The following is a 23,279-nucleotide window of genomic DNA, read 5'->3' on the forward strand; positions in this document are numbered from 1 at the left end:
TCATCCAGGCCTGATACGTCATCCCGGCGAACGCCGGGATCCATTTTGACTTTGCCGTTGCTCCTCTCTGGCCACGCCATACGTGACGTCTGACCAAGCAGGGCCATCAGAGCTTCGCGTTCTTCGGACTCCCGGGCGCCGGTTCGATGCCCCAATCCAGGTACCACTGATCCCCCTGCGTCTCGGCCGGATGCATCGTGCGTCCCGAGCCATTGCCACACGCCAGCGAATCGGTCGCACAGTAGCGGTCGCAGCCCCAGCAGATCCGCTCGGGATGCTTGGGATTCAATGGAAAGTTCTTAGCCATGCTCTCGACCGCTTCAGTTGACGCTCGCACCCAATCTAGCCGACTCGCCCTTGCTGCGACTTGACATGGATCAGGGTGTTGGCGAAATCGCCATGGCCGTCCACCTGCGCAAGCTGAATCGCTGAACGTCGCGCAGGCGCTCAGATCAGTCCTATGTACGCGAGCCGCCTCTTCTGGGAATTTCATATCCGCTGCCGCGTCGCTGGACGCGGCCTGGAAACTGATGAAACGGCCCGTGGGAATCGACTCGCATGTTCAAGAAACACACTCACGTCCTGATTGCTGCAGTGCTCTCATGTGGCGCCGCCGCCACGTCCCATGCAGCTGGCATTGACCTTGAAAAGCTGATCGGTGCCGGAGCCAAGGCAGGCAAGGCCATCACCTTGTCGGACAGCGAGGTAGTCGCCTCGGCCAACGATGCCTGCGCCTACTCGGACAAGGAAAACAAGGTGGCGCCCGCCGGCGACAAGTACGCGGTCCGCCTGGCAAAGATCGTCCAGGGGCTGGACAACGAGGACGGCATGAAGTTGTCGTTCAAAGCGTACCTGACGCCGGACATCAATGCATTCGCGATGGCCAACGGGTGTGTGCGCGTGTTCTCGGGCCTGATGGACATGGCGACCGATGACGAGATTCGCGGTGTCATCGGCCACGAGATCGGGCACGTCAAGCTTGGGCACAGCAAGGCCAAGCAGCGCGCGGCACTGCTGGCGTCGGCGGCCCGTGACGGTGCCGCGCTCAGCGGCAAGGTGGGCGAGTACGCCAAAGGACAACTGGGCGACATCGCCGAGTCGGTGATCAACGCCCAGTTCTCGCAGAAGGAAGAGAGCGCGGCCGACGCTTACGGTTACCGCTTCATGGTCCGGCATCACTACGACCCGAATGCGATGGTGACGTTGTTCAGGAAGATGCCCAGTGCAGGTGGCCTGACGTCCTCGCACCCGGCGTCTGCCACGCGCACGAAGAAGATCGAAGACATGATCAGGAAGGGCGGCTGACGCCACCGTCATGTTCAAGCAATGGTTTGGCAAGACGGCGGCGATGCTGCTGGCCGTGGGGGTCCTGGCGGGCTGTGATGACGCAGGGCGCGCAGTGACGCAAGCCACCGCCCCGAGGACGCAAGCCACGCCGCCGTCAACCACGCCGGGCCACCCCGACGCACCCGGGGGAAGGCTGGTGTACAACCCCAAGGCCGATGAAATGCTGTTCGTGTTCGACGACCTCGGCACGGCGCTGACGATCCCCCACCTGTGGCAGGAAGGTGACGTCAGCATCGAGAAGGTGACCATGGCGGGCGTCACCGCTCCCGAGTGCGCGTATGGCGCACGGTTCCACCCTGTGCACGAGGATCCGCTGGTGCATTACCACGTGGCCCTGATTCGGGTGTACGACGAGGCACGCTGGCAGACGTTGCATGACGCCGATCGTGCGGGCGAGATCGAACTGGCCCGCGTCGATGGCAAGGTCTATTCCTACGCCACTGTTCAGGCCAATCCGTTACCGGACGGGACCGCGGAATCCGAACGGTTCGACCAGCTCGTGATCTCTGTCCAGGATGCTCCCAGGAAACTGGTCATCAGGAAGGCATCGTAGTGTTGCTGTCGCCGTGCGCGTTGTACCTGAGCGCCACCATCAACGTCTGATCGAACCGGCTTCGCCGATCGAGGCGTTGATTCGCCTGCCTTGAGGCAATTCGCATGGATTCGGTCTGTTGAGGCAGATAGCGTTCGCATGGTTCGCAGGTTGCCATTCCAGGGCCGCCGCGAACGATGGCGAACAAGCGTCGTGCCCTATTGGCAGCGCAACTCAACGGAGCAGAAAGAAATGGCCGTATCCAATCCTGTGGTGGTCCTGTGAACAATCAAGGATCGTCGATGTTCGAGAACATCATTGAGCAAGCATCCGTCCTGATCGGCGACAGGAAGAAGGCCTCGCAGCTGGTGGGTATGCTGGTGGCGCTGATCTTCAACGAAAAGCGAGGCGGCCCGGGCGGTTTTGTCCAGGCGTTTCGCAACGCCAACCTGGGGCACCTGGTCGCCACCTGGCTGGGCAAGGAAGCCAATTGTTCCATCAGCAGCAATCAGCTCGAATCCGTGCTGGGTCCGGCACTGCTCGGCTCCATGGCCTCGCGTCTGGCGCTGACGCAGAGCGCCACACTGGAAGCGACGGCGAAGATCCTGCCCGAGGTGGTCGGGGCGCTCGCTCGCAGCGGGCAGATGGCGCACGGCTCGATCGTGCCGGAACCGCTGCGCGGCCTGGTGGATGGCATCGGTGATTTCGTCGGCACTCTGGGTCAGTGGGGTTGGGGCGGAGTCGCTGCAGGCACCGCGGCGGTGGCAGGCGGAATCCGGGTGGTCGATCGAACCGTACAAACGCATGCCCGGGCGCCGCGCAAGCGATCCAGTGGCGTGCTGGTCTGGCTGCTCCTGCTGGCAGCGTTTATCGGCGCGTTGCTGCTGTACCTGGGTTACTCAAGGCAGCAGCCGGCGAGCGCGCAGGTGGAACCGCGCGCGTCGGTGCCTGCTGTTGCCGTCGAGCAGGTCGATCCACGCTTCCAGATCGAGAATGTGGATGGCAAGGTCGCAGTCAACGGCCAGCTGGCCAGCGAGCCGGAGAAGATGCGCCTGATGGATGCGCTGCGCGCCACCTTCGGCGCCGGCAACGTCAGCGGCGACATCACGGTGGACATGACCACGGCACCGGCCCGCTGGATGGACAAGCTGATCGCGTTGCTGCCGGAGCTCAAGCGCAGCGGCATCAAGCTCGGGTTCGATGGCGACAAGCTGCAACTCGATACCTCGGCGCTGCCGGAGGACCAGCGGTTCGCGTTGTCGCAGAAACTGCGCGCCGATTTCGCCGGCCTGCAGATATCCGGCCTGTGGGACAAGGCGATGGCGGCGTTGTCCATGCTCAAGGCAGGCTTCACATCCGATGACCTGGTCAAGGCCCTGAACCTGTCGACGATCTACTTCGAAACCGGATCGAGCAGGATCACTGGAGACAGCCTGGAAACGCTGGTCAAGGCCGCCGACGCGATCAAGGCCGCGCCCGCAGGCACCCGTATCGAGATCGGTGGCCACACCGACAACTCGGGCGACGCCGCGGTCAACATGGCAGTGTCCCTGCAACGTGCCGAGGCCGTGAAGGCCAAGCTGGTCGAGTTGGGCGTGGCTGCCGGCACGCTGGATGCGCGCGGATTCGGTCAGGACAGGCCGATCGCCGACAACGCCACCGACGAAGGCCGCGCACGGAACCGGCGCATCGAGTTCTCCGCGCTGAAGAACTAAGCGGTGGACGCCTCAGCGAGCGATCGCCTTGAGGGGTTCCCGCCTTCGCGGGAATGACGGTCATTGGAGCAACGTCGCTGGGTCCCCGCCTTCGCGGGGATGACGGTCTTCCAGCGACGGTAGGAGCCCCTCTCCCGTTTGCGGGAGAGGGGTTGGGGTGAGGGCCCCCGAAGACAATGCAACGAAACACTGAAGCGTCGTCCGCCGTGCCGCAGACGCAAGCCCGACACGCAACAGCGCAAGAAGTTCGGCCCCCGCCGCTAACCCGCACAGCACAAGTGATGGCTCGCCACCGCCGCAACCGTTACCCTTGCGGCATGTCCGCAGCACCTCCCCACCGGCACGATTTTCGCGACGTGCGCCTGACCGGTGACGGATTCGTACTGCGGCCATGGCGCCGCGACGACCTCGACGACCTGCTGGTCCATGCCGACGATCCTGCCATCGTCAGCGGCCTCAGCGATCGCTTCCCGCACCCTTACACGCGCCAGGACGGCGAGCGCTTCCTTGCCGGCGAAGTGGTCGACCTGGACGCCCCCGTCTTCGCCATCGAAGTCGACGGCCGCGCCTGCGGCGGCATCGGAGCCGTGGTGGGCCAGGCCGATCGTCGGCACTGCGCGCAGATGGGCTACTGGCTCGGCCAGGCCCTGTGGGGTCGCGGGACGATGACACGGGTCGTGGCACTGTATGCCCCGTGGCTGATGCGCGAACTGGAGCTGTACCGCCTGCAGGCCACCGTGCTCGACAGCAATCCCGCGTCGGCGCGCGTCCTGCAGAAGAACGGATTCGAAGAAGAGGGCGCACAACGCTGCGCCGTGGTGAAGTTCGGCGAGGTGCATGACCTGCGCGTGTTCGCGAAGGTGTGCCCGCCAATGAGAAGGAAGCAGACAGATGCGACATGATCCGCCGGGCAAACCGCCGCGTGGCCCGCGGCAGCCTCCTACCGACCAGCCCTGGGGTCGCCCGCCGCGCGATCGCGGCGAAGCCCCTTCCGAACGTGAGGCGCGAGCACCACGGGCGCCCTACGCGCCGCGTCCGGCCGAACCTTCACACGAAGGCGACCATGAGCTGGGTCCGTCGGCGCGCGATCGTCGCAACGTCGAGCTGCGCCTGTACGGGCTCAATGCCGTGCGCGCCGTCTTCGCCAAGCGCCCGCAGGCGATCCGCAAGCTGTACCTGGCCGAAGCGCGTATCCCGGCGTTGCAACCGATCCTGAAATGGTGCGCGGCCAACCGCGTCGGCTATCGCGTGGTCGACGAGGAAGACCTGCACAAGCTGGCCGCCAGTACCCACCACGAAGGCGTCGTCGCCGACGTCCTGCGCGAGGAACCGCTGGCACTGTCGAACTGGCTGCGCGATCTGGCGGCGGGTCCTCAGTGCGCGATCTGGCTCGACGGCGTCGGCAATCCGCACAACTTCGGCGCGATCCTGCGCTCGGCCGCGCATTTCGGCGTCGGCGCGATCCTGCTGCCGAAGCATTCGACCCTGTCGCTGTCGGGCGCGGCGGCGCGCGTCGCCGAAGGCGGCGCCGAGGTCGTGCCGATGGTGCGCCTGGGGCGCACCGACAACGCCATCGCGCAACTGCGCAGCACCGGATTCACCCTGGCCGCCACGGTCGTGCAGGGCGGCAGCGACCTGTTCTCGGCACCGCTGCCGCAGCGCGTGATCTACGTGCTCGGCGCGGAAGGCGAGGGCATGGATCGCGAGCTGGCCGCGGCGTGCGACCTGCGCCTGTCGATTCCGGGAACGGGCGCGGTCGAGAGCCTCAATGTCGCATCCGCTGCGGCGGTCTTGCTGGCCAGCTGGCGCGCGCGCAGCTAGCACCACCGCCCTTGTAGGAGCGAGCTCGCTCGCGACCCGGCCCATTCCATTGCAACCGCTGCGACGCTGATCGTATCCCTTGGCTCAAGGCCGGCGGCGTTCCGCCGGCCTTCCCAAGGAGCTTTCATGATCAAGCGATCGTTTGCATTGGCGGCCCTGATGGCCGCTTGCCTGTCCGCGCAGGCACAGGAATGTCCGGACCGTTCGTCCTACGAACCGTCGCGGGAAATCATCGCCGACATGCAGCACATCGTTGCGCCGACCGGTGTGCAGGAGTCCTACAAGACCCGCATCGGCGGCATCGAGCAGTGGCTCAACGTGCGCGGCCAGGACCGCGACAACCCGATGATCCTGTTCGTCCACGGCGGTCCGGCCGCGCCGATCACGCCGACGACCTGGCAGTTCCAGCGGCCGATGGAGGAGTACTTCACGGTCGTCAACTGGGACCAGCGCGGCGCCGGCAAGACCTACAACGAGACCACGCCGCCCGAGTCGATCGGTGACAGCATCCACATCCAGCGCTACGTCGACGACGCGATCGAGGTGGCCGAGTACCTGCGCAAGCGCTACCACAAGGACAAGCTGATCCTGGTCGGGCACAGCTGGGGCACGATCGTCGGCATGGGTGCCGCCCTCAAGCGTCCGGACCTCTTCTACGCCTACGTCGGCATCGGCCAGGTCATCAACACCCGCGACAACGAGCGCATCAGCTACGACTACGGCGTCGAGCAGGCCAGGGCGCACAACAACCACGAGGCAATTGCCGAGCTGGCATCGATCGCGCCGTACCCGGGTGACACGCCGATCACCCGCGACCGCATCGTCCTGGCGCGCAAGTGGCCGCAGTTCTACGGTGGCCTGACCGCCTTCCGCGAGGACTCCGACTACTACTATCGCGGCCCGCGTCTGTCGCCCGACTACAACGACCTGGATCGCTGCGCGATCAACCTGGGCAGCGTTTTCAGCCTCGGCCGGCTGCTGCCGGAGTTCCTCGAGGTCGACTTCAAGGGCGTGCGTTCGTTCCCGATACCGGTGGTGATGTTCATGGGGCGCCACGACTACACCACCCCGTCGCAACCGACCGAAGCCTGGTTGCGTCAGCTCAAGGCGCCGTACAAGCACGGTGTCTGGTTCGAGCGCTCCGCCCACATGATGCCGTGGGAGGAACCGGGCAAGACCCTCACCAGCCTGCTGCAGTACGTGCGGCCGCTGGCCACCGGCGAGGCGCCGCCGCGCCGCTGAGCGGCGGCCTCCCCTGCGATCGGTCACGCCGACTTAACTTTTCTGGTGCAATCGTCCGCTGACACTGGAGCGCACCGGCAACCGGGGCGACACGGGTGCGGAGGGGACCACATGAAACTCAAGCGCGTGGCAGGCTTCGGCGCTGTCGCGGTGGTGCTTGCGATGCTGGCGTTCCTGGTCGCCTGGTGGCGTTCGGACAACGCCTGCAGTGATCCGGTGGCGTTGCCGGTGCATCCGATGAAGGCGGTGACCTATTGCGATTACGGCACCGCCGAGACCTTGCGTTACGGCGAAGTCGAAACGCCGGTCCCGGCGGACGATGAAGTGCTGGTGCGCGTGCGCAACGCCGCGGCCAACCCGCTCGACTGGCACTACATGCGCGGAACGCCCTATCTGATGCGCATCGGCACCGGCCTGCGCCGACCGGAAGTGATCCGGCTGGGCGTCGATTTTTCCGGCACGGTCGAAGCGGTTGGCAAGGGCGTAACCCGGTTCAAACCCGGCGACGAGGTATTCGGTGGCCGCACCGGCGCCTTCGCCCAGTACGTCACGGTCAAGCAGGATCGCGCGATCGTCGCCAAGCCCACCAACCTCGGGTTCGAACAGGCGGCCGGCGTACCGATCGCCGCGATCACCGCGCTGCAGGGTCTTCGCGACGGCGGAAAGCTGCAGGCCGGGCAGAGCGTGCTGATCAATGGCGCCTCGGGCGGAGTCGGCACCTTTGCCGTGCAGATCGCAAAGTCGATGGGGGCCAACGTCACCGGCGTATGCAGCACGCGCAACGTCGCGCTGGTGCGCTCGCTCGGCGCCGACCAGGTGATCGACTACAAGACCACCGATTACACGCGGAGCACGCAGAAGTACGACGTGATCCTCGACAACGTCGGCAACCGCTCCCTTGCCGAGAACCGGCGCGTGCTCAAGCCCGATGGCCACTACGTGCTGATCGGCGGTGGCGGGCCCGACGACGGTCGCTGGGTCGGAGCGATGATCAAGCCGATCGGCGCCGCGGTGACATCGTGGTTCGTGCCGCAGGACATGGGCATGGTGCTGGCCGAGCTCAACCAGAAAGACCTGACCGTTCTCGCCGACCTGATGGCGGCGGGCAAGGTCACCCCGGTCATCGATCGCACGTATCCGCTGGCGGAACTGCCCGAGGCGATCCGCTATCTCGAGACCGGTCGCGCCCGCGGCAAGGTGATCATCATGGTGCCGTGACCGCCGCGCGCTGCGTCGAGGCTTCCGTTGCCAGGGCGTCGGTGGCCTCCACCAGCGCGTCGACGATTGCAGGATCCGCGGCGCTGTGGCCGGCCAGCACGATCCGCAGCAGCGCCTGCGGCCACGCCGCAGCGAGGTCGCACGCCGCACGCACCGGGCAGATGATGTCGTAGCGGCCGTGCACGATGGTGGCGGGAATGTGGCGGATGCGGTCGATGTCGCGCAGCAGCTGGTCGTGTTCGAGGAACATGCCGTGGCGGAAGTAGTGCGCCTCGGCGCGGGCCACGGCCAGCGCCAGCTGCGGGTCGGCGAAATTGCCCGGTTCGTCCGGGTCATGCAGCAGCGTGGTGCTGCCGCCTTCCCAATGCCCCCACGCATGCGCCGCTGCCAGGCGCGTCGCCTCGTCCTCGCTGTCGAGGCGGCGCCAGTAGGCTTCGATCATGTCGCCGCGCTCGTGTTCCGGAATGTGCGCCAGATAGTGCGCCCAGCGCTCGGGAAAGATCTGCGAAGCGCCGCCGTCGAGTTCGTTGAACCAGCGCAGTTCGTACGAACGGCCGAGGAAGATGCCGCGCAACACCAGACCGGTGACGCGGTCGGGATGCGACTGCGCATAGGCCAGTGCCAGCGTCGATCCCCAGGAGCCGCCGAACACGGCCCAGCGCTCGATGCCCAGGCGCTCGCGGATCGTTTCGATGTCGGCCACCAGGTGCCAGGTGGTATTGCTGTGCAGCTCCGCATGCGGTGTCGACTTGCCTGCACCGCGCTGGTCGAACAACACGATCCGGTACCTGGCCGGATCGAAGAAGCGGCGATGGTAGGGCGAGATGCCCGCGCCCGGCCCGCCATGCAGGAACACCACCGGAATGCCGTCGCGATTGCCGCATTCCTCTACGTGGAGCTCGTGGATCGGGTCCACGGCAAGACGGAAGCTGCGGTAGGGCTCGATCTCCGGATACAGGTCGCGCACGGTCGGGGTCCTGGTTGATCGCGGACCCTGAGTCTTGCATGCGCGCCCGGGGTTCGCACCCGCACCGCATTCGCCGCAGTCAGTGCTGATCGCGCGAATGCTCCGGCGCGGGCTCGGGCAAGGTCGCGAACATGGCGCCGGCCGAACTCTCGCTGCGTGCCTGCGCGAGCTGATGGCCCAGCGTCTGGCTTGGATACTCGCCGAAAAGTTCGTGGTACTCCGAGGCCATGCGGCCGCCGTGCGCATATCCGAAGCGCGCCGAAATGGCCGCCACCGTAGTGTCGTAGGGGCTGGCGTGTTCGAGCGCATCGTGCAGCATCTGCAATCGGCGCAGGCGCAGGTAACGGCTCGGACCGAGGTCGAACTGTTCCTTGATGATGGTGCGCAGCGTGCGCTCGCTGATGCCGGTCACCCGGCACAGGTCGGCCAGGCGCAACGGCCAATGCTGCTGGTCAATGAGTTCGAGCACCCGCGAGACCGTGTCGACCCGGGATGCCCTCGGCCTGCCGCGGGCGGCGTGCTCCCGCGGCGACGCATCGATCGTTGGAGTTCTCATCGAGATGCTCCGATCGCTTCATCCTGTCCGGGAAGACGCGTGGAGTCTGCGCCCGCACGCTCGCATCGTCATTACCTCGGCGTGGCAAACAGTCGCTGCGGGCGGCTGAATGCGCTGCCCCGGGCTTCCAGCCGACGAGCGGCTGGGCGCGTTGACGCGGGGATTACATCGGCGTCACGAGCGCTCCACACGCACCGCTCACGCTTCAATCCCCGCTCGGCAAATTACTTGCCCGCTTCCACCTTCGGCTCGCTGCCGAAGCTGCCTTCCGCCGATGCCGCCAGATAAGCGAACACCGCATAGGCGGCGACGTTCTGCGCCAACGCCTTCGGATCGATCTTGTCGAAAGTGTCGTCCGGCGTGTGGTGCAGGTCGAAGTAGTCGCTGCCGTCCTGCGCAAGGCGCGCCCAGGCCAGGCCCTTCTCGGCGAACGGACTGATGTCCGGGCCGGGACCGCCCTTGCCGGGCGCATGCGCGATGCCGAGCGGTGCCAGCGCCTGCGCGATCTGCTCGTCCGCCTGGCTGGCGTACTCCGGTGCCGAACTCGAATACTCGTAGATGCGGCCGGCACCGAAGTCGCTCTCGGCGCCGATCTGGTGCTTGTGCAGGTCGGCGATGTGCGCATTCGCATACGCCTTGCCACCGTGCAGGCCCTGTTCCTCGTTGGCGAAGGCGACCACGCGGATGGTGCGCGCCGGGCGCTGCTTGAGGTTGCCGATCAGCTTGCCGGCGGCCATGGTCAGGCCGACGCCGGCGCCGTCGTCGATCGCGCCGGTGCCCAGGTCCCACGAGTCCAGATGCCCGCCGATCACCACCACTTCGTTGGGCTTGCCGGCGCCCCGGATTTCTCCGATGACATTGGCCGAGGTGTATTCGCCATCCCAGCCGCAGTCCAGCGCGACGCGCACCTTGATCGGGCCGCGTGCAAGCAGGCGCGCGAGCTGGTCGGCGTCCGGCACGGCCAATGCGGCCGACGGAATCGGCGTCAGGCCTTCATCGAAGCGGGTGATGCCGGTGTGCGGATTGCGGTGCGAATCGGTGCCGACCGAACGCATCAGGTAGGCCACTGCACCGGCGCGGATCGCCGCCGACGGGCCGCGGCTGCGCACGCGCGAACCGGGACCGTAGCCGGCGCCATCGCGGGCGCGTTCCATCTTGTAGTCGATGAAGGCGATCTTGCCGTTAAGCGAGCCGGCAGGGGCGGCCTCCAGCGCGGCCAGGTCGGCGAAGCGCACGACCTCGCCCTCGACCGTGCCGGCCGGGCTGCCGCCGAGCGCGGTCAGGTGCAGCGGCTGCGCATTGGCGCCGAGCACGCGTGCGCTCTCGCCGCGACGCTCCCACTTGGGGAAGGTGACCGGCTCGGTCCAGACCTTGTCGAAGCCCAGCTCCTTGAACTTGGCCACCGCCCAGGCGACGGCGCGCGCATCGGCTTCGCTGCCGGCCAGGCGCGGGCCGACTTCGGTCGTCAGCGATTCGGTGATGCGGTAACCCAGGTCGCTGGCCAGCGCGGTTTCGCGCAGCTGCTCGGCGGTGGCGATGGCCTTGTCGGGGATGCGCGTGGTCGCTTGTGCGGCTGCGGCGTTGCCGCTGGTGGAAAGCACGGCGGCCGAAAGCAGGGTGGCGATGGCCACCGACAACGTTGCACGCATCAAAAGGACTCCCCGAAGTCGAAACCGCGAGCGTAGCAATTCGCCGGTTCGCGGTGGGGTGCCTATGGTCACGCGCAGGTGTGCGCGCTTTGGCGGAACCAGTCAATAACCCCTCTCCCGCTTGCGGGAGAGGGGTTGGGGTGAGGGCAGCAGCAACGGCAAGCCCTCATCCGCCCCCGTATCAAGTACGGGGCAGGCTCTCCGGGCACCTTCTCCCGCGTGCGGGAGAAGGGAACAACGACTACTTCTTCAGCGAATCCCGGATCTCGCGCAGCAGCAGCACGTCTTCCGGCACCGCCGGTGCCGCGGCCGGCGCGCGCACCCGGTTGTAGGCCTTGAGCACCAGGAAGATCACCAGCGCGATCAGCAGGAAGTCGATGATGGTCTGGATGAACAAGCCGTACTTGATGGCCAGTTCGGCGGCGACTTCCTTGCCGGCCGAATCCAGCTGCGCCGGCTTGAGCACGTACTTCCAGTCGGTGACGCTGGCACCCTTGGTGAAGGCGCCCACCACCGGCATGACGATGCCGTCGACCAGCGAGGTCACGATCTTGCCGAACGCCGCGCCGATCACGACACCGACCGCGAGGTCGACGACGTTGCCGCGCGAAATGAATTCCTTGAACTCGCTGATCATTCCCATGGCTGCACTGTCTCCGTGGTTGCCCGAGGGCTTGTGGGCGCAGGCCCGTAGCGGCCGACTATACCGCCGTGGTGTCGGCGGTCCGCGCAACGATGCGGCCGGAGTGCTCGATCACGCCCTCCAGCACGGCATGGAAGCGGTCGCCTGGTTGCAGCGGGCCGACGCCGGCGGGCGTGCCCATGAAGACCAGGTCGCCTGCACGCAGCGCGTACAGCTTCGACAGTTCGTGCAGGATCTCCGGTACGGTCCAGATCAGGTCGGCCAGTGAGCCGGCCTGACGGGTTTCGCCGTTTATCTGCAGCGTGAGCTTGCGCGGACCGAGTTCGCCGACCTGCGCGGCCGGCACGATCGCGCTGATCGGGGCGGCATGGTCGAACGCCTTGCCGGTGTCCCAGGGCAGGCCCTTGGCCTTGGCCTCGCCCTGCAGGTCGCGCCGGGTCAGGTCCAGGCCGACGGCGTAGCCGTAGACCAGGGTGCCGGCGTCGGCCGGATCGAGCACGCCGGCGGGCGCATCGCGGCCGATCGCCACCACCAGTTCGACCTCGTGGTGCAGGTCGCGGGTGCCGGGCGGGTAGGGCACGTCCGCGCCGGGCGCGATGGCGTCCGCGGGCTTTAGGAAGAACACCGGATTGCCGCGTTCGGCCGCCGAGGCCGGCACGGCGGCGCCCATCTCGCGGGCGTGGTCGGCGAAATTGCGGCCGACGCAGTAGATGCGGTGAACCGGGAAGAACTGATCGGCGCTGCCGTGAACCGGAACGCGGGGTTGCGGCAGGACCGCGATCACGTCGCCCATGGGGAACTACAGCGCTTCGCGCTGCGAGCGGGTGCGGTTGGCCTCCAGCACCTGCTGGTCGACCACGCGGTACTCGCCTTCGACGATGCGCTGGTCGCGGGCGGCAGCCTTGCCGCGCCCCTTCCATAGCTTGTAGACGATGCCGACGGCGATCATCGCAGCGCCGAGGACCACGCTGAACATCACCAGCACCAGCAACAGGCCCAACCCGACCACCCCGACCGCGAAGCGCAGCAGGCGATGACGGGGCTTGCGCGGCTCGAAAGCCGAGCGCACGCGCTGGAACTGGGCGGAGTCGAAACGGAAGGTCTGGGCGAACATCGGGGGCGTCGTGACACAATGCGGCAATACGCCGGGCAAGCGAGTATCGGGCCAGGGTTGGGCGAAGGTGTGAGAACTTCGTTAAGCATTCCGCACGAGGCCACCGTTCCGATGTCACCCCTGCTGCCACTGGAACGCTTGCCGGACGGGACTTTCGCCGAGGTCGAGGCGGTCATCGACGGCGATGCTGAATCGCTGGTGCTATACCGTGACGGCGATCACGTGCGTGCGTGGCTCAACATCTGCCCGCACGCCGGCCGGCGCCTGGACTGGGCGCCGGGCCAATTCCTCAAGAGCAAAGACGGCCTGCTGGTCTGCGCCGCCCATGGGGCGAGCTTCGAACTGCGCGGTGGCGAGTGCGTGGCAGGGCCGTGCCGCGGTGAAGCGCTGCGCGCGGTGACGGTGTCTGTGCGTGACGGCGCGGTCTGGCTTTAGGGCGGTGGTTAGCCGCGAACCATCCGCAAACCGTCATCCCCGCGAAGGCGGGGACCCAGCGACTTCCCCTATCCACCCCTCTCCATCACCCCCGCGAAGGCGGGGAACCATGGACGCATGCTTCGCATGCGCGGGAGCAAGAGCCAATGGATCCCGGCGTTCGCCGGGATGACGGTGAAGAGGCTGCAGCGGTGAGGGCCTGGATCCCGGCGTTTGCCGGGATGACGGTATACGGATGCGCTTGGGCATCCATTACTTGGTGGTACTGGCCTCGGCTTCGCGGAGCTTCTGGGCGCACTCCTCGCAGCACACTTCGACGGTGCGGCCGCCGATGGTCACCTCAACGGCATTCCCGTCCAGGGGGTAGTCGCACACCGCACAGGTCTTCTCGCTCATGACGCTCTCCAGTTCGTGCCCGACATCCGGGCACGTGCAGGAGACCACCGCACAGACGTCGCCGCTGTCGGAATCTTTAGCGATGCGCGGGCCATGCGCGCGCCATGCGTGCAATAGGCCGAAGCCCCGGTTCACGCGCTCTTGGCCAGTGCCGAGGCGCGGAACTCGGTCGGCGTGCGGCCGTAGGCTTGCTTGAACGCAGCAGCGAAATGGCTGTGGCTGGAGAAACCCAGGTCCATCGCCAGCGCCGACATGTCATCGCAATCGGCGACGCGGTCGAGCGCGCGCGCAAGACGCAGGCGCAGGTGATAGCGATGCAACGGCAGGCCTTCCACCTGCTGGAAGGTCTGGGTGAGGTACACCGGCGAGCCGCCGATCTGTTCGGCGATTTCGCCCAGGCTCCAGCGCCGGCCAAGATCGCTGGCCAACAACACCTTCACCCGGTCCACCAACCGTTGTCGCCCTTGCCTGGCCGTGGTCGCATGCGCGGTTCGCGGCCCCAGGCTGCGGCAGATCAGCGTCAGCGCAAGGCCTTCGGCTTCCAGCGGCTCGATGACGCCGTGATGCAGGCTGTGCCGCAGCAGCGCCACCAGCACCTGCGCCCGCGCGTCGATCCGCAGCGCTTGCATGCGGAAGCCCGGGGTGTCCTGTCGTCGCAGCAGCGTGGCCGGAGACAACTCGCGCAGCAGCGCCGGCGATGTCGCCAGCACCAGGCTGGCATCGCCTCCCTGCACGGGATGGCTGACCTGATAGGCCTCGCCGGCGTTGAAGAACAGCACGTGATTGGCGTCGGCCACCGACTGGTCGTTGCCGACATGACGCAAGTACAGCCCGCGGTAGGGGAACACCAGGTGCGTCACCGCCGCGCACTCCTCGGCACTGCGGTGGCGGCAGCGGCCCCGGCACAGCACGTCCTTCACCGCGACGGTGCCGGAGTCGAGCAATGGGCGAGCGGTCAAATCCGACATGACGGGTGCGTCAGGTACTGCCATCGGAGTGGCAGCTTACATCCTTCAGTACAACAGGCCATCTACAGCAGGCCATCAGTACATCAGGTTGATCATCACCACGATCACCACCGTATAGATCAACGACAGCGGCCCGCCGATCTTCCAAAGCTCCTTGCCCGTGTAGCCCGCCGGGCCGGTGATCATCGAGATCACCGGGTTGGACGCGGTCATGAAGTTGTTCGACGCCGACAGCGCCACGATCAGCGCGAACGCAACCGGGTTGCCGCCCGCGGCCAGCGCCAGGTTGATCGCCAGAGGCACGGTCACGATGGTCGCGCCGACGTGGCTGATCACCAGCGAGAACGCAGTGGTGAAGATGCCGACCAGGATCTCGATCAGCCACACCGGCGTGCCCGTGGGTAGTCGTTCGATGGTGTGACCGGCCACCCACGCCGCCGCGCCGCTGGAGTCCATCGCCCACCCCAGCGGGATCAGGCAGGCCATCAGGAACACCGTCTTCCAGTTGATCGCCGCGTAGGCCTCGTCGATGTTGAGCACGCCGGCGATCAGCATGCCGGCCACGCCGGTCATCAGTGCGATCGACACCGGCAGTCGCGAGGACAGCGCCAGCAGCATCGAGATGGCGAAGATCGCCATCGCGATCTTGAACTTGTGCGGACGCTGCTCGCCCTTGGGGTAGTCGGTGACCACCACCAGGTCCTTGCTTTCGGCCGCCACCGCCAGGTCGGTCCAGATGCTGTGGAAGACCAGCATGTCGCCGGCGCGCAGGGCGACGTCGCGGACGTTCTCGCGCAGCACCGCCTTGTCGCGGTTGATCGCCAGCAGGCTCAGGCCCATCTGCTTGCGCAGCTGCAGGTCGCGGCCGTTCTTGCCGATGAACTTCGAGGTCGCCGGCACCACCGCTTCGGAAATGCCGGCGCGGCTGGGATTGAACAGGTCGCCGAAATTCTTCAGGCGCGAGGACAGGCGCAGGAAATGGTTCTGGGCGAAGTCGCTGACCTGCTGGCGCGGGCCCATCGCGCCGAGCACGCTGCCGACCCAGATGCGCGTGTCCGCCGGCGGCGCCAGCCGCGATTCGTTGTCGCTCTTGAGCGCCAGCAGCAGCGGCGCGTTGTGCAATGCCTCGGCCTCGCCCAGCGACATGCCGACCAGCGGGCTGTCGGCGGTGACGGTGAGTTCGTAGACGTCGCCGTCGATGCCGTAGGCCTTGGCGAAGTAGCTCTGCGTGCGCGCAGGCGTGGCACCTTTGCCGTCCTCGTCGCGCAGGCTCTTGTCGCCGAAGAAGTGGAAGTAGGCCAGCGATGCAGCCAGCAGCGCCAGGCCGATCGGAAGCGGCGCGAACATCTTCAGCGGTTCGATCGTGGCCGCGCCCGAGGGCAGGTTGCTGTTGGCGGCGATCAACAGGTCGTTGAGCAGGATCAGCGGCGAATTGCCGACCATGGTCAGCGCACCGCCCATCACTATCGCGCAGGCGATCGGCAGCAGCAGTCGCGGCAGGGTCAGGCCGGTGCGCGAGGACAGGCGCGCGGCGACGGGCATGTACAGCGCCATCACCGACGGGTTCTGCATGATCGAGGAGTTGATGCCGGCGACCGCGCTGGTCAGCAGCAGCAGCCGGTGCTCGACGCCGTGCGCGCGCCGCAGCAGCCAGCCGGCGAGTCGGTTGAGGGCGCCGGTGCGATCGAGGCCGGCACCGAGGATCATCGTGGCGATGATGCTGATCACCGCGTTGCCGGAGAAGCCGTTGAACAGCTCGTCCGGCTCGACCAGGCCCGACAGGCCCAGCAGCACCAGCACGACCAGGGCCACGACGTCGGCGCGGATGCGCTCGAACAGGAACATCACCATCGTGAAGCCCACCAGCCCGAGCACGAGCTTCATGTCGGTGGTGAGCGTCAGCGCGGTATCCATGCCGGGGCGTTAGCGACTCATGCTTTTAGGGGGCGCGTGCTTTCAGGGAGCACGCGATGGAACGCGGTCGTAGAGAAGATCCCACACGCCGTGGCCAAGCTTCTGGCCGCGGGTCTCGAAGTGGGTCTGCGGTCGCCACTGCGGCCGTTCCACGCTACCGCGCGGACCGGCGCGGTTGCCCAGGCCGGGCGTCGCATCGAGCACATCCCACATCTGCTCGGCATAGTCCTGCCAATCGGTAGCCAGGTGCAAGCGTCCGCCGACAGCGAGCTTGGATACCAGCAGGCGGGCGAACTCGGGCTGGACCAGGCGGCGCTTGTTGTGGCGCTTCTTGTGCCAGGGGTCGGGGAAGTAGATGCGGATCTCGTCGAGCGAACCGTCGGCGATCTCGTTGTGCAGCACTTCGACCGCGTCGTGGTGGTAGAGGCGGACGTGGTCGCTGCCGTCCTCGGCCAGGGCATTGAGCAGGCGGCCGACCCCGGGGGCGTGTACTTCTATCCCGATCAGGTCGCGCTCGTGGTCGTTCTGTGCGGCGAAGCGCAGGGCCTCGCCGTTGCCGAAGCCGATCTCGAGCACGCGTCGGGCCTGGCGGCCGAAGGTAGCGTTGAAGTCACGGGGTGCGCCGGCGTAGTCCAGGCCGAAGCGCGGCCACAGCTGGTCGAACGCGCGCTGCTGCGCCTCGGTGAAGCGCCCCTGCCGCAGCACGAAGCTGCGCACCTTGCGGTGGCCTTCCTCGATGGTGAACGGCTTGGGTGGCGCCTTGCCCTTGGGCGCAGGAGTGCTGGGGTCCGACATCAGCCGATCAATCCGTCGACCGGGCTGGAGGCGCTGGCGAAGCGCTTGCGCGGGATGCGTCCGGCCTTGAACGCGGCGCGACCGGCTTCGACCGCGAGCTTCATCGCGTGGGCCATCAGCACCGGGTCCCTGGCGCCGGCGATGGCGGTGTTCATCAGCACGCCGTCGCAGCCCAGCTCCATCGCGATGGCCGCGTCCGAAGCGGTACCGACGCCGGCGTCGACGATGATCGGCACCTTGGCGTTCTCGACGATCTCGAGCAGGTTGTACTTGTTCTGCACGCCCAGGCCCGAGCCAATCGGTGCGGCCAGCGGCATCACCGCGACGCAGCCGATTTCTTCCAGGCGCTTGGCCAGGATCGGGTCGTCGGAGGTGTAGACCATGACCTCGAAGCCATCCTTGACCAGGATCTCGGCGGCGGCGAGGGTCTGCACCACGTCGGGGTAGAGGGTCTTCTGGTCGCCGAGGACTTCCAGCTTGACCAGGTTGTGGCCATCGAGCAGTTCGCGCGCGAGGCGGCAGGTGCGCACGGCGTCGTCGGCGGTGTAGCAGCCGGCGGTGTTGGGCAGGATCGTGTAGCGGTCCGGCGGCAGCACGTCGAGCAGGTTCGGTTCGCCCGGGTTCTGGCCAATGTTGCTGCGGCGGATGGCGACGGTGACGATCTGGGCGCCGGCGGCCTGGGTGGCCAAGCGGGTCTGCTCCAGGCCGGTGAACTTGCCGGTACCGGTAAGCAGGCGCGAGGCGTAGGGCTTGCCGGCGATGACGAGGGGGTCGTTGAGGTGCGGGGCGGTCATCGCGCCAGTTTAGCAGTCGCGCGCGAGGCGCCCTGCATGCGCCGCGTGTATGTGTAGGAGCGAGCTTGCTCGCGAACAGCCTTGGCCGGGCCCGAAAGGCTCTTCGCGAGCAAGCTCGCTCCTACAGGGGGGGCGATTCAGCCGCCGCCCAGCGCGTGCACGATCTCGACCCGGTCGCCGTTGGCCAGTGCACGCTCGCCGTGGCGGCTGCGCGGCACGATCTCGCTGTTGATTTCCACCGCGACCCGGCGCTCGCCCAGGCCTTCGAGTTGCAACAGTTGCAGCACCGTGGTGTCGGCCGCAATCGCGCGCGGCTCGCCGTTCAAGAGAATTTCCATGGTGCTATTGTCGCCGCGGCCACGGCACCAGGCCAGTGTCGGCACGCTTTTTGACGCACTGCGGCGTGAGTGTGTCAGGCGCGCATGTTTCGATGCGTCCATCCGCGGGCGTATGTGGGCTCCGCGGACCTACTGCTGTCGCCATCCAACTACCGCTTTCCCACGCCTTCCGATGCCTTCTCAGGGGATTCAATGATGACACCCGTTCGCTCCGTGCTGGCCGCCGCACTGGCGCTGGCAGCCGCACCGGCCTTCGCCCAGAGCCACCCGTATTCGCAGACCGTCTTCTTCGGTGACAGCCTGACCGACTCCGGTCACTTCCGGCCTGCGCTGGTGCAGGCAGTGGGGCCGTCCGGCGCGTTGCTGGGACGCTTCACCACCAACCCGGGCCTGGTCTGGGCCGAGTACGTGGCCGACTACTACGGCACCAACGCAGCGAGCGACAACCAGGGTGGCAGCAACTATGCCGTCGGCGGTGCCCGCACCGGCACCAACGCCGTCGGCGGCCTCGGTCCGATTCCGTCGCTGAGCACGCAGATCGCCAGCTACCTCACCCGCAATGGTGGCAGCGCCGACGGCAATGCCCTCTACACCGTCTGGGGTGGCGCCAATGACCTGTTCGCGGCGGCCATGGCGCCGGCACAGGCACAAGCGATCATCGGCGGCGCGGTAGCCGCCCAGGTCGGCAACGTCGCCGCGCTGGAGAGCGCCGGCGCCCGCTACGTGCTGGTGCCGACCGTGCCGGACCTCGGCCTGACGCCGCAGTCGCGCGCCGGCGGCGCCGTCGCGCAGGCACAGGGCACGGCCCTGGCGACCGCCTACAACACCGCCTTGTTCAACGGTCTGGCCACGGCCAACCTGCGCGTGATCCCGCTCGACACCTTCCACCTGCTGGGCGAGATCATCGCCAACCCGGCGCCCTACGGCATCACCAACGTCACCGGCGTGGCCTGCCGTACGCAACCGGCACCGGCTGGCGACTCGTCGCTGTTCTGCAATCCGGCTTCCTATGCCGCGCCGAACGCGCCGGACACGTATGCCTTCGCCGATGGCGTTCATCCGTCCTCGAAGGCGCACGCAATCCTCGGCGACTACGCCGTCTCGATCCTCGAAGGCCCGCGCCAGTTGGCCGTGCTGCCGCATTCGGAAGCCGTGATCGGTCGCGCCCGCGCCGACCGCGTTGCCGCCCAGATCGGCGCGCGTCCGGAAGGCGAGGGCATGCGCTGGTGGGGCGACGTGCGCGGCGACTTCCAGCGCTACGGCGACGGCGACAACTACGACGGCATGGGCCCGGCGCTGAGCTTCGGCCTCGACTGGGCCAGCGGCGACCTGGTGTACGGCGGTTTCGCCGGCTACGGCCAGCAGAAGATGGACTGGGGCAACAACCGCGGCGAGTTCGACCAGGACGACGCCACCCTCGGCGGCTACCTGGGCTGGACCAGCGGCTCGGCGTGGATCAACGGCCAGCTGAGCTACAGCTGGGTCTCCTACGACGTCGAGCGCCGGATCAAGCTTGGCCCGACCTCGCGCACCCACACCGGCTCGCCCGACGGCACCAACCTCAGCGCCGGCTTCGCGGCAGGCTGGAACTTCGGCGAGGGCTCGCTCAAGCACGGCCCGGTGGTGCAGGTGCTGTCGCAGACGATCGAGGTCGACGGCTATGACGAGAACAGTACCAAGGCCACGGCCCTGACCTTCATGGACCGCGACTACGACTCGCTGATCGGCAGCGTCGGCTGGCAGGTCGACTACACCATCAACGAGCACCTGAGCCCGTACGCCAGGCTGACCTACGACCACGAGTTCGAGGACAACGACGACGAAGTCTTCGCCAGCCTGCGCTCGATGCCGGGCGTGGCGCCGTTCGCCGTCCCCGGTACCCGGTACGACCAGGACTACGGCACGCTGGTGTTTGGCGCGCGCACGCAGCTGTTCGGCCTGGCGACCAACATCGGCACCAGCGTGACGGTCGGTCAGAAGGGCGGCAACGACGCGACCGTGTTCGTCAGCCTTGGTGGCGGGTTCTGAGGTTGTAGAGCGGGAATAGGGAATAGGGAACGGTAGCGTGTCGGCGTTGCGGTGCCATTGGCTGCGGCTGCCGTCCATTCCCTCTTCCCGCTTGTTATTCCCGCTCCCCACTCCCGCCGTCGCCCCCCGCGCGAGCGCTTTGACTCGCCATCCTGACGCGGCATAGACTTGCCGCCACGCGGGTGTAGTTCAATGGTAGAACTGCAGCTTCCCAAGCTGCTAGCGTGGGTTCGATTCCCATCACCCGCTCCAAACATTCGCAGCGGCGGCCTGCTTTAAAGTGGCCGCCGCTTTTGCCTTCCAGCGGCCCGCCCCGGAGGCCCGATGGCAACGAAGATCGTACTGGGTTGGCGCGAGTGGGCTTCCTTGCCGGAGCTTGGCATCGCGCGCCTGCGCACCAAGGTCGACAGCGGCGCGCGCAGTTCGGCGCTGCACGTGGACGCGCAGTGGCGCTTTTCCGAGGGCGGCGCGCCGTGGGTCGGCTTCAGGATCAGCCCGGGCGAGCGCGGTGGCATCATCGAGGCGGTTGCGCCGATTTACGACGAGCGCGAGGTCACCGATTCCGGCGGCCACTGCACCCGGCGGGTGTTCGTCCGCACGGTGCTGTCGCTGGCCGGTGTCGAGCGCGTGGTTGAAATCAATCTGTCGGATCGGCGCGGCATGCTGTTTCCGATGCTGCTGGGCCGTACTGCGCTGGCGAGGGTGTTCACCGTCGATCCCGCGCGCTCATTCCTGCACGGCCGCCTGCCCATTTCGGGCGCGATCGTGCCCATCGTGAAATCAATGCAATGAAACTGGCGATCCTGTCGCGCAACAGCAAGCTTTACTCGACCCGGCGCCTGGTCGAGGCCGCGCGTGAGCAGAACCACAGCGTGCGCGTGCTCGACCCGCTGCGCTGCTACATGCGCATCGCCAGCGACGGATTCAGCATGCACTACAAGGGCCGGCCGATCGCCGGCTACCAGGCGGTGATCCCCCGGATCGGCGCCTCGGTGACGCGCTACGGGTCGGCGGTGCTGCGCCAGTTCGAGCTCATGAACTCGGTCACGCCCAATTCCTCCGACGCGATCCTGCGTGCCCGCGACAAGCTGCGCTGCCACCAGCTGCTGGCGGCCGAGCACATCGGCCTGCCGACCACGGTGTTCGGCGACAACCCCGACGACACCGGCGACCTGCTGTCGATGCTCGGCGCGCCGCCGCACGTGATCAAGCTCAACGAGGGCACCCAGGGCGCAGGGGTGATGCTGACCGAGAAGCTGTCGGCCTCGCGCGGCGTGATCGAGGCCCTGCGTGGCCTCTATGCCAACTTCCTGGTCCAGGAATTCATCGAGGAGGCGCGCGGTGCCGATGTGCGCTGCTTCGTGGTCGGCGGTCGGGTCGTGGCGGCGATGAAGCGGCAGGCGCCCAAGGGCGACTTCCGCTCCAACCTCCATCGCGGTGGTTCGGCCAAGGGCGTTCGCGCCAGCGCCGCCGAACAGGATGTCGCCATTCGCGCCGCACGCGTGCTCGGACTGGGCGTCGCCGGTGTCGATCTCATCCGCAGTGCGCGTGGCCCGCTGGTGCTCGAAGTCAACTCGTCGCCGGGCCTGGAAGGCATCGAGGATGCGACCGGGGTGGACGTGGCCGGTGAGATCATCAGCTACGTCGCCGATCGGCTCAAACGCAGAATCGCGAAAAAGGCTGCCTCGCGCTGATTCTGTGTTTTTACGGGAGATGGCCGAAAATTGGCCGATATTTGTCGAAATTGACGACACAGATCGGAAGCCGCTCCTTCCCGTAACGTAATTTTAACGGGCGTTTTTAACAGCGGTTTAATCGAATTCGGCGTAGCCTGTCGGTACCGCAGCACTGCCGCTCTACCAAGTCAGTACCTGGTCGATGCAGGTTACGGTAATCGGGGCAATACCCTTTTGGCCCAGGCGCGGTGGCCCCGCGCTTGGGCCTTTGTTTGTCTGCGCGACGCGCATCGCAGCGTGTGCAACAGGTGACTGGAGCACACGACGGCTCTGGCAGAATCGTTAAGATCGTTAAGTCAGGAACGCCGCGGCCCTCCGGCGCCTGGTCGCCGCTGCAACTTAAAAGACGTTCGACGGTCGAAAGCCCCACTACCCAGGAAGGTCCAGTCATGCGCATCCTCGTCATCGAAGACAACCAGGACATCGCCGCCAATCTAGGCGACTTTCTCGAGGACCGCGGTCATACCGTGGATTTCGCCGCCGATGGCGTCACCGGCCTGCACCTGGCCGTGGTCCACGACTTCGACGCGATCGTGCTCGATCTGAACCTGCCGGGCCTGGATGGCCTGGAGGTCTGCCGCAAGCTGCGCAACGAAGCGCGCAAGCAGACCCCGGTGCTGATGCTGACCGCGCGCGACAGCCTCGAGAACAAACTGGCCGGCTTCGACTCCGGTGCCGACGACTACCTGATCAAGCCGTTCGCGCTGCAGGAGGTCGAAGTCCGACTGAATGCGCTGTCGCGACGCGGTCGCGGCGTGCAGACGCGCGTGCTCAATACCGCCGACCTCGAATACAACCTCGACACCCTGGAAGTCCGTCGCCAAGGCAAGCTGCTGCAGCTCAACCCGACCGCGCTGAAGATCCTGCAGGCGCTGATGGAAGCCTCGCCGGCGGTGGTCACGCGACAGGAACTGGAAACGCGCGTCTGGGGCGAGGAGCTGCCCGACTCCGACAGCCTGCGCGTGCACATCCATGGCCTGCGCGCGGTGGTCGACAAGCCGTTCGAAGTTCCGTTGATCCAGACTCGCCATGGCATCGGTTACCGCATCGCCGCCCCAGACAACGGTTGAG

General features: G+C 66.9%; 25 protein-coding genes and 1 tRNA gene. 13 read left to right on the forward strand and 13 right to left on the reverse strand.

All coding sequences use genetic code 11. The annotated features are described in order from the left end of the window. Positions 1-106: 106 nt before the first annotated feature. Positions 107-307 carry a DUF3079 domain-containing protein gene (locus AC3A3X_RS12505; RefSeq protein ID WP_487583350.1) on the reverse strand — a complete coding sequence of 67 codons (201 nt, stop codon included), beginning with the start codon at positions 305-307 and terminating at the stop codon, positions 107-109. 251 nt (positions 308-558) lie between these two features. Here AC3A3X_RS12505 and AC3A3X_RS12510 point away from each other — a divergent pair, with 251 nt between their 5' ends. From AC3A3X_RS12510 to AC3A3X_RS12540, 7 genes are all read left to right on the forward strand, one after another. Next, positions 559-1,305, forward strand: coding sequence for a M48 family metalloprotease (locus AC3A3X_RS12510; RefSeq protein ID WP_487583351.1), 747 nt, complete (start codon positions 559-561; stop codon positions 1,303-1,305). A 10-nt stretch (positions 1,306-1,315) separates the two neighbouring features. Continuing rightward, positions 1,316-1,900: a hypothetical protein gene (locus tag AC3A3X_RS12515; RefSeq protein WP_487583352.1), complete on the forward strand. Its 585-nt coding sequence runs from the start codon at positions 1,316-1,318 to the stop codon at positions 1,898-1,900. 281 nt (positions 1,901-2,181) lie between these two features. Further along, positions 2,182-3,594, forward strand: coding sequence for an OmpA family protein (locus AC3A3X_RS12520; protein WP_487583353.1), 1,413 nt, complete (start codon positions 2,182-2,184; stop codon positions 3,592-3,594). Between the two features lie 317 nt (positions 3,595-3,911). Then, complete coding sequence (locus AC3A3X_RS12525; protein ID WP_487583354.1) at positions 3,912-4,496, forward strand: GNAT family N-acetyltransferase; 585 nt, start codon at positions 3,912-3,914, stop codon at positions 4,494-4,496. After that, positions 4,486-5,415, forward strand: a complete 930-nt coding sequence (locus tag AC3A3X_RS12530; RefSeq protein WP_487583355.1) for a TrmH family RNA methyltransferase — start codon at positions 4,486-4,488, stop codon at positions 5,413-5,415. The genes AC3A3X_RS12525 and AC3A3X_RS12530 overlap by 11 nt, the downstream gene beginning before the upstream one ends. A 126-nt stretch (positions 5,416-5,541) precedes the next feature. Then, positions 5,542-6,657, forward strand: coding sequence for an alpha/beta fold hydrolase (locus AC3A3X_RS12535; RefSeq protein WP_487583356.1), 1,116 nt, complete (start codon positions 5,542-5,544; stop codon positions 6,655-6,657). Between the two features lie 111 nt (positions 6,658-6,768). After that, a complete protein-coding gene (locus tag AC3A3X_RS12540) occupies positions 6,769-7,875 on the forward strand; it encodes an NAD(P)-dependent alcohol dehydrogenase (RefSeq protein WP_487583357.1) in 1,107 nt (368 codons plus the stop codon). On the opposite strand, the gene pip is transcribed toward AC3A3X_RS12540, so the two are convergent. The 6 genes from pip to AC3A3X_RS12570 all read right to left on the reverse strand — a co-directional run bounded on the left by pip (position 7,862) and on the right by AC3A3X_RS12570 (position 12,804). Next, a complete protein-coding gene (gene pip, locus AC3A3X_RS12545) occupies positions 7,862-8,842 on the reverse strand; it encodes a prolyl aminopeptidase (protein WP_487583358.1) in 981 nt (326 codons plus the stop codon). The genes AC3A3X_RS12540 and pip overlap by 14 nt on opposite strands. A gap of 79 nt (positions 8,843-8,921) precedes the next feature. Further along, positions 8,922-9,398 carry a helix-turn-helix domain-containing protein gene (locus tag AC3A3X_RS12550; RefSeq protein WP_487583359.1) on the reverse strand — a complete coding sequence of 159 codons (477 nt, stop codon included), beginning with the start codon at positions 9,396-9,398 and terminating at the stop codon, positions 8,922-8,924. Between the two features lie 224 nt (positions 9,399-9,622). After that, positions 9,623-11,047 (reverse strand): M28 family peptidase, encoded by a 1,425-nt coding sequence (locus tag AC3A3X_RS12555; RefSeq protein ID WP_487583360.1) that lies wholly within the window; start codon positions 11,045-11,047, stop codon positions 9,623-9,625. A gap of 241 nt (positions 11,048-11,288) precedes the next feature. Next, positions 11,289-11,690, reverse strand: coding sequence for a large-conductance mechanosensitive channel protein MscL (gene mscL, locus AC3A3X_RS12560; RefSeq protein WP_487583361.1), 402 nt, complete (start codon positions 11,688-11,690; stop codon positions 11,289-11,291). A gap of 58 nt (positions 11,691-11,748) precedes the next feature. Beyond that, a complete protein-coding gene (locus AC3A3X_RS12565) occupies positions 11,749-12,483 on the reverse strand; it encodes a fumarylacetoacetate hydrolase family protein (protein ID WP_487583362.1) in 735 nt (244 codons plus the stop codon). A gap of 6 nt (positions 12,484-12,489) precedes the next feature. Further along, on the reverse strand, positions 12,490-12,804 hold the full coding sequence (locus AC3A3X_RS12570; protein WP_487583363.1) for a hypothetical protein: 315 nt from the start codon (positions 12,802-12,804) through the stop codon (positions 12,490-12,492). A gap of 111 nt (positions 12,805-12,915) precedes the next feature. Between AC3A3X_RS12570 and AC3A3X_RS12575 the strand changes: the two genes are divergently transcribed. Then, on the forward strand, positions 12,916-13,239 hold the full coding sequence (locus tag AC3A3X_RS12575; protein ID WP_487583364.1) for a Rieske (2Fe-2S) protein: 324 nt from the start codon (positions 12,916-12,918) through the stop codon (positions 13,237-13,239). A gap of 252 nt (positions 13,240-13,491) precedes the next feature. On the opposite strand, the gene AC3A3X_RS12580 is transcribed toward AC3A3X_RS12575, so the two are convergent. From AC3A3X_RS12580 to thiS, 6 genes are all read right to left on the reverse strand, one after another. Beyond that, the gene (locus tag AC3A3X_RS12580) at positions 13,492-13,635 is read right to left on the reverse strand and encodes a hypothetical protein (protein ID WP_487583365.1); all 144 of its coding nucleotides are present in this window, start codon (positions 13,633-13,635) and stop codon (positions 13,492-13,494) included. A 131-nt stretch (positions 13,636-13,766) separates the two neighbouring features. Further along, entirely contained in the window at positions 13,767-14,603 is an 837-nt protein-coding gene (locus AC3A3X_RS12585) for a helix-turn-helix transcriptional regulator (protein WP_487583366.1), read from the reverse strand. A 75-nt stretch (positions 14,604-14,678) separates the two neighbouring features. Beyond that, entirely contained in the window at positions 14,679-16,517 is a 1,839-nt protein-coding gene (locus AC3A3X_RS12590) for an SLC13 family permease (protein WP_487583367.1), read from the reverse strand. 42 nt (positions 16,518-16,559) lie between these two features. Then, positions 16,560-17,312, reverse strand: coding sequence for a tRNA (guanosine(46)-N7)-methyltransferase TrmB (gene trmB, locus AC3A3X_RS12595; RefSeq protein WP_487583368.1), 753 nt, complete (start codon positions 17,310-17,312; stop codon positions 16,560-16,562). After that, positions 17,312-18,106, reverse strand: a complete 795-nt coding sequence (locus tag AC3A3X_RS12600) for a thiazole synthase (RefSeq protein ID WP_487583369.1) — start codon at positions 18,104-18,106, stop codon at positions 17,312-17,314. The genes trmB and AC3A3X_RS12600 overlap by 1 nt, the downstream gene beginning before the upstream one ends. Positions 18,107-18,243: 137 nt before the next feature. Then, positions 18,244-18,444 (reverse strand): sulfur carrier protein ThiS, encoded by a 201-nt coding sequence (gene thiS, locus AC3A3X_RS12605; protein ID WP_487583370.1) that lies wholly within the window; start codon positions 18,442-18,444, stop codon positions 18,244-18,246. Positions 18,445-18,660: 216 nt separating this feature from the next. Here thiS and AC3A3X_RS12610 point away from each other — a divergent pair, with 216 nt between their 5' ends. The 5 genes from AC3A3X_RS12610 (at position 18,661) to AC3A3X_RS12630 (ending at position 23,278) form a co-directional block, all read left to right on the forward strand. Continuing rightward, positions 18,661-20,472, forward strand: coding sequence for an autotransporter outer membrane beta-barrel domain-containing protein (locus tag AC3A3X_RS12610; RefSeq protein WP_487583384.1), 1,812 nt, complete (start codon positions 18,661-18,663; stop codon positions 20,470-20,472). A 178-nt stretch (positions 20,473-20,650) separates the two neighbouring features. After that, a tRNA-Gly gene (locus AC3A3X_RS12615) sits at positions 20,651-20,724 on the forward strand. 72 nt (positions 20,725-20,796) lie between these two features. Further along, complete coding sequence (locus AC3A3X_RS12620; protein ID WP_487583371.1) at positions 20,797-21,264, forward strand: ATP-dependent zinc protease family protein; 468 nt, start codon at positions 20,797-20,799, stop codon at positions 21,262-21,264. Beyond that, on the forward strand, positions 21,261-22,166 hold the full coding sequence (rimK, locus tag AC3A3X_RS12625) for a 30S ribosomal protein S6--L-glutamate ligase (protein WP_487583372.1): 906 nt from the start codon (positions 21,261-21,263) through the stop codon (positions 22,164-22,166). Before AC3A3X_RS12620 ends, rimK begins: the two co-directional genes overlap by 4 nt. A gap of 431 nt (positions 22,167-22,597) precedes the next feature. Continuing rightward, positions 22,598-23,278 carry a response regulator transcription factor gene (locus AC3A3X_RS12630; protein ID WP_158733826.1) on the forward strand — a complete coding sequence of 227 codons (681 nt, stop codon included), beginning with the start codon at positions 22,598-22,600 and terminating at the stop codon, positions 23,276-23,278. Position 23,279 lies beyond the last annotated feature (1 nt).

This window comes from Lysobacter sp. Soil_N_23, assembly GCF_057656135.1.

What these genes read in the sequence shown, in the direction of transcription:
- AC3A3X_RS12620 (WP_487583371.1), top strand. Translation starts at nt 20,797, where the DNA reads ATGGCAACGAAGATCGTACTGGGTTGGCGCGAGTGGGCTTCCTTGCCG.
- AC3A3X_RS12535 (WP_487583356.1), top strand. Translation starts at nt 5,542, where the DNA reads ATGATCAAGCGATCGTTTGCATTGGCGGCCCTGATGGCCGCTTGCCTG.
- AC3A3X_RS12580 (WP_487583365.1), bottom strand. Translation starts at nt 13,635, where the DNA reads ATGAGCGAGAAGACCTGTGCGGTGTGCGACTACCCCCTGGACGGGAAT.
- rimK (WP_487583372.1), top strand. Translation starts at nt 21,261, where the DNA reads ATGAAACTGGCGATCCTGTCGCGCAACAGCAAGCTTTACTCGACCCGG.
- trmB (WP_487583368.1), bottom strand. Translation starts at nt 17,312, where the DNA reads ATGTCGGACCCCAGCACTCCTGCGCCCAAGGGCAAGGCGCCACCCAAG.
- AC3A3X_RS12540 (WP_487583357.1), top strand. Translation starts at nt 6,769, where the DNA reads ATGAAACTCAAGCGCGTGGCAGGCTTCGGCGCTGTCGCGGTGGTGCTT.
- AC3A3X_RS12550 (WP_487583359.1), bottom strand. Translation starts at nt 9,398, where the DNA reads ATGAGAACTCCAACGATCGATGCGTCGCCGCGGGAGCACGCCGCCCGC.
- AC3A3X_RS12520 (WP_487583353.1), top strand. Translation starts at nt 2,182, where the DNA reads ATGTTCGAGAACATCATTGAGCAAGCATCCGTCCTGATCGGCGACAGG.
- AC3A3X_RS12630 (WP_158733826.1), top strand. Translation starts at nt 22,598, where the DNA reads ATGCGCATCCTCGTCATCGAAGACAACCAGGACATCGCCGCCAATCTA.
- AC3A3X_RS12590 (WP_487583367.1), bottom strand. Translation starts at nt 16,517, where the DNA reads ATGGATACCGCGCTGACGCTCACCACCGACATGAAGCTCGTGCTCGGG.
- AC3A3X_RS12565 (WP_487583362.1), bottom strand. Translation starts at nt 12,483, where the DNA reads ATGGGCGACGTGATCGCGGTCCTGCCGCAACCCCGCGTTCCGGTTCAC.
- thiS (WP_487583370.1), bottom strand. Translation starts at nt 18,444, where the DNA reads ATGGAAATTCTCTTGAACGGCGAGCCGCGCGCGATTGCGGCCGACACC.
- AC3A3X_RS12530 (WP_487583355.1), top strand. Translation starts at nt 4,486, where the DNA reads ATGCGACATGATCCGCCGGGCAAACCGCCGCGTGGCCCGCGGCAGCCT.
- AC3A3X_RS12575 (WP_487583364.1), top strand. Translation starts at nt 12,916, where the DNA reads ATGTCACCCCTGCTGCCACTGGAACGCTTGCCGGACGGGACTTTCGCC.
- mscL (WP_487583361.1), bottom strand. Translation starts at nt 11,690, where the DNA reads ATGGGAATGATCAGCGAGTTCAAGGAATTCATTTCGCGCGGCAACGTC.
- AC3A3X_RS12510 (WP_487583351.1), top strand. Translation starts at nt 559, where the DNA reads ATGTTCAAGAAACACACTCACGTCCTGATTGCTGCAGTGCTCTCATGT.
- AC3A3X_RS12600 (WP_487583369.1), bottom strand. Translation starts at nt 18,106, where the DNA reads ATGACCGCCCCGCACCTCAACGACCCCCTCGTCATCGCCGGCAAGCCC.
- AC3A3X_RS12555 (WP_487583360.1), bottom strand. Translation starts at nt 11,047, where the DNA reads ATGCGTGCAACGTTGTCGGTGGCCATCGCCACCCTGCTTTCGGCCGCC.
- AC3A3X_RS12570 (WP_487583363.1), bottom strand. Translation starts at nt 12,804, where the DNA reads ATGTTCGCCCAGACCTTCCGTTTCGACTCCGCCCAGTTCCAGCGCGTG.
- AC3A3X_RS12585 (WP_487583366.1), bottom strand. Translation starts at nt 14,603, where the DNA reads ATGTCGGATTTGACCGCTCGCCCATTGCTCGACTCCGGCACCGTCGCG.
- AC3A3X_RS12525 (WP_487583354.1), top strand. Translation starts at nt 3,912, where the DNA reads ATGTCCGCAGCACCTCCCCACCGGCACGATTTTCGCGACGTGCGCCTG.
- AC3A3X_RS12505 (WP_487583350.1), bottom strand. Translation starts at nt 307, where the DNA reads ATGGCTAAGAACTTTCCATTGAATCCCAAGCATCCCGAGCGGATCTGC.
- AC3A3X_RS12515 (WP_487583352.1), top strand. Translation starts at nt 1,316, where the DNA reads ATGTTCAAGCAATGGTTTGGCAAGACGGCGGCGATGCTGCTGGCCGTG.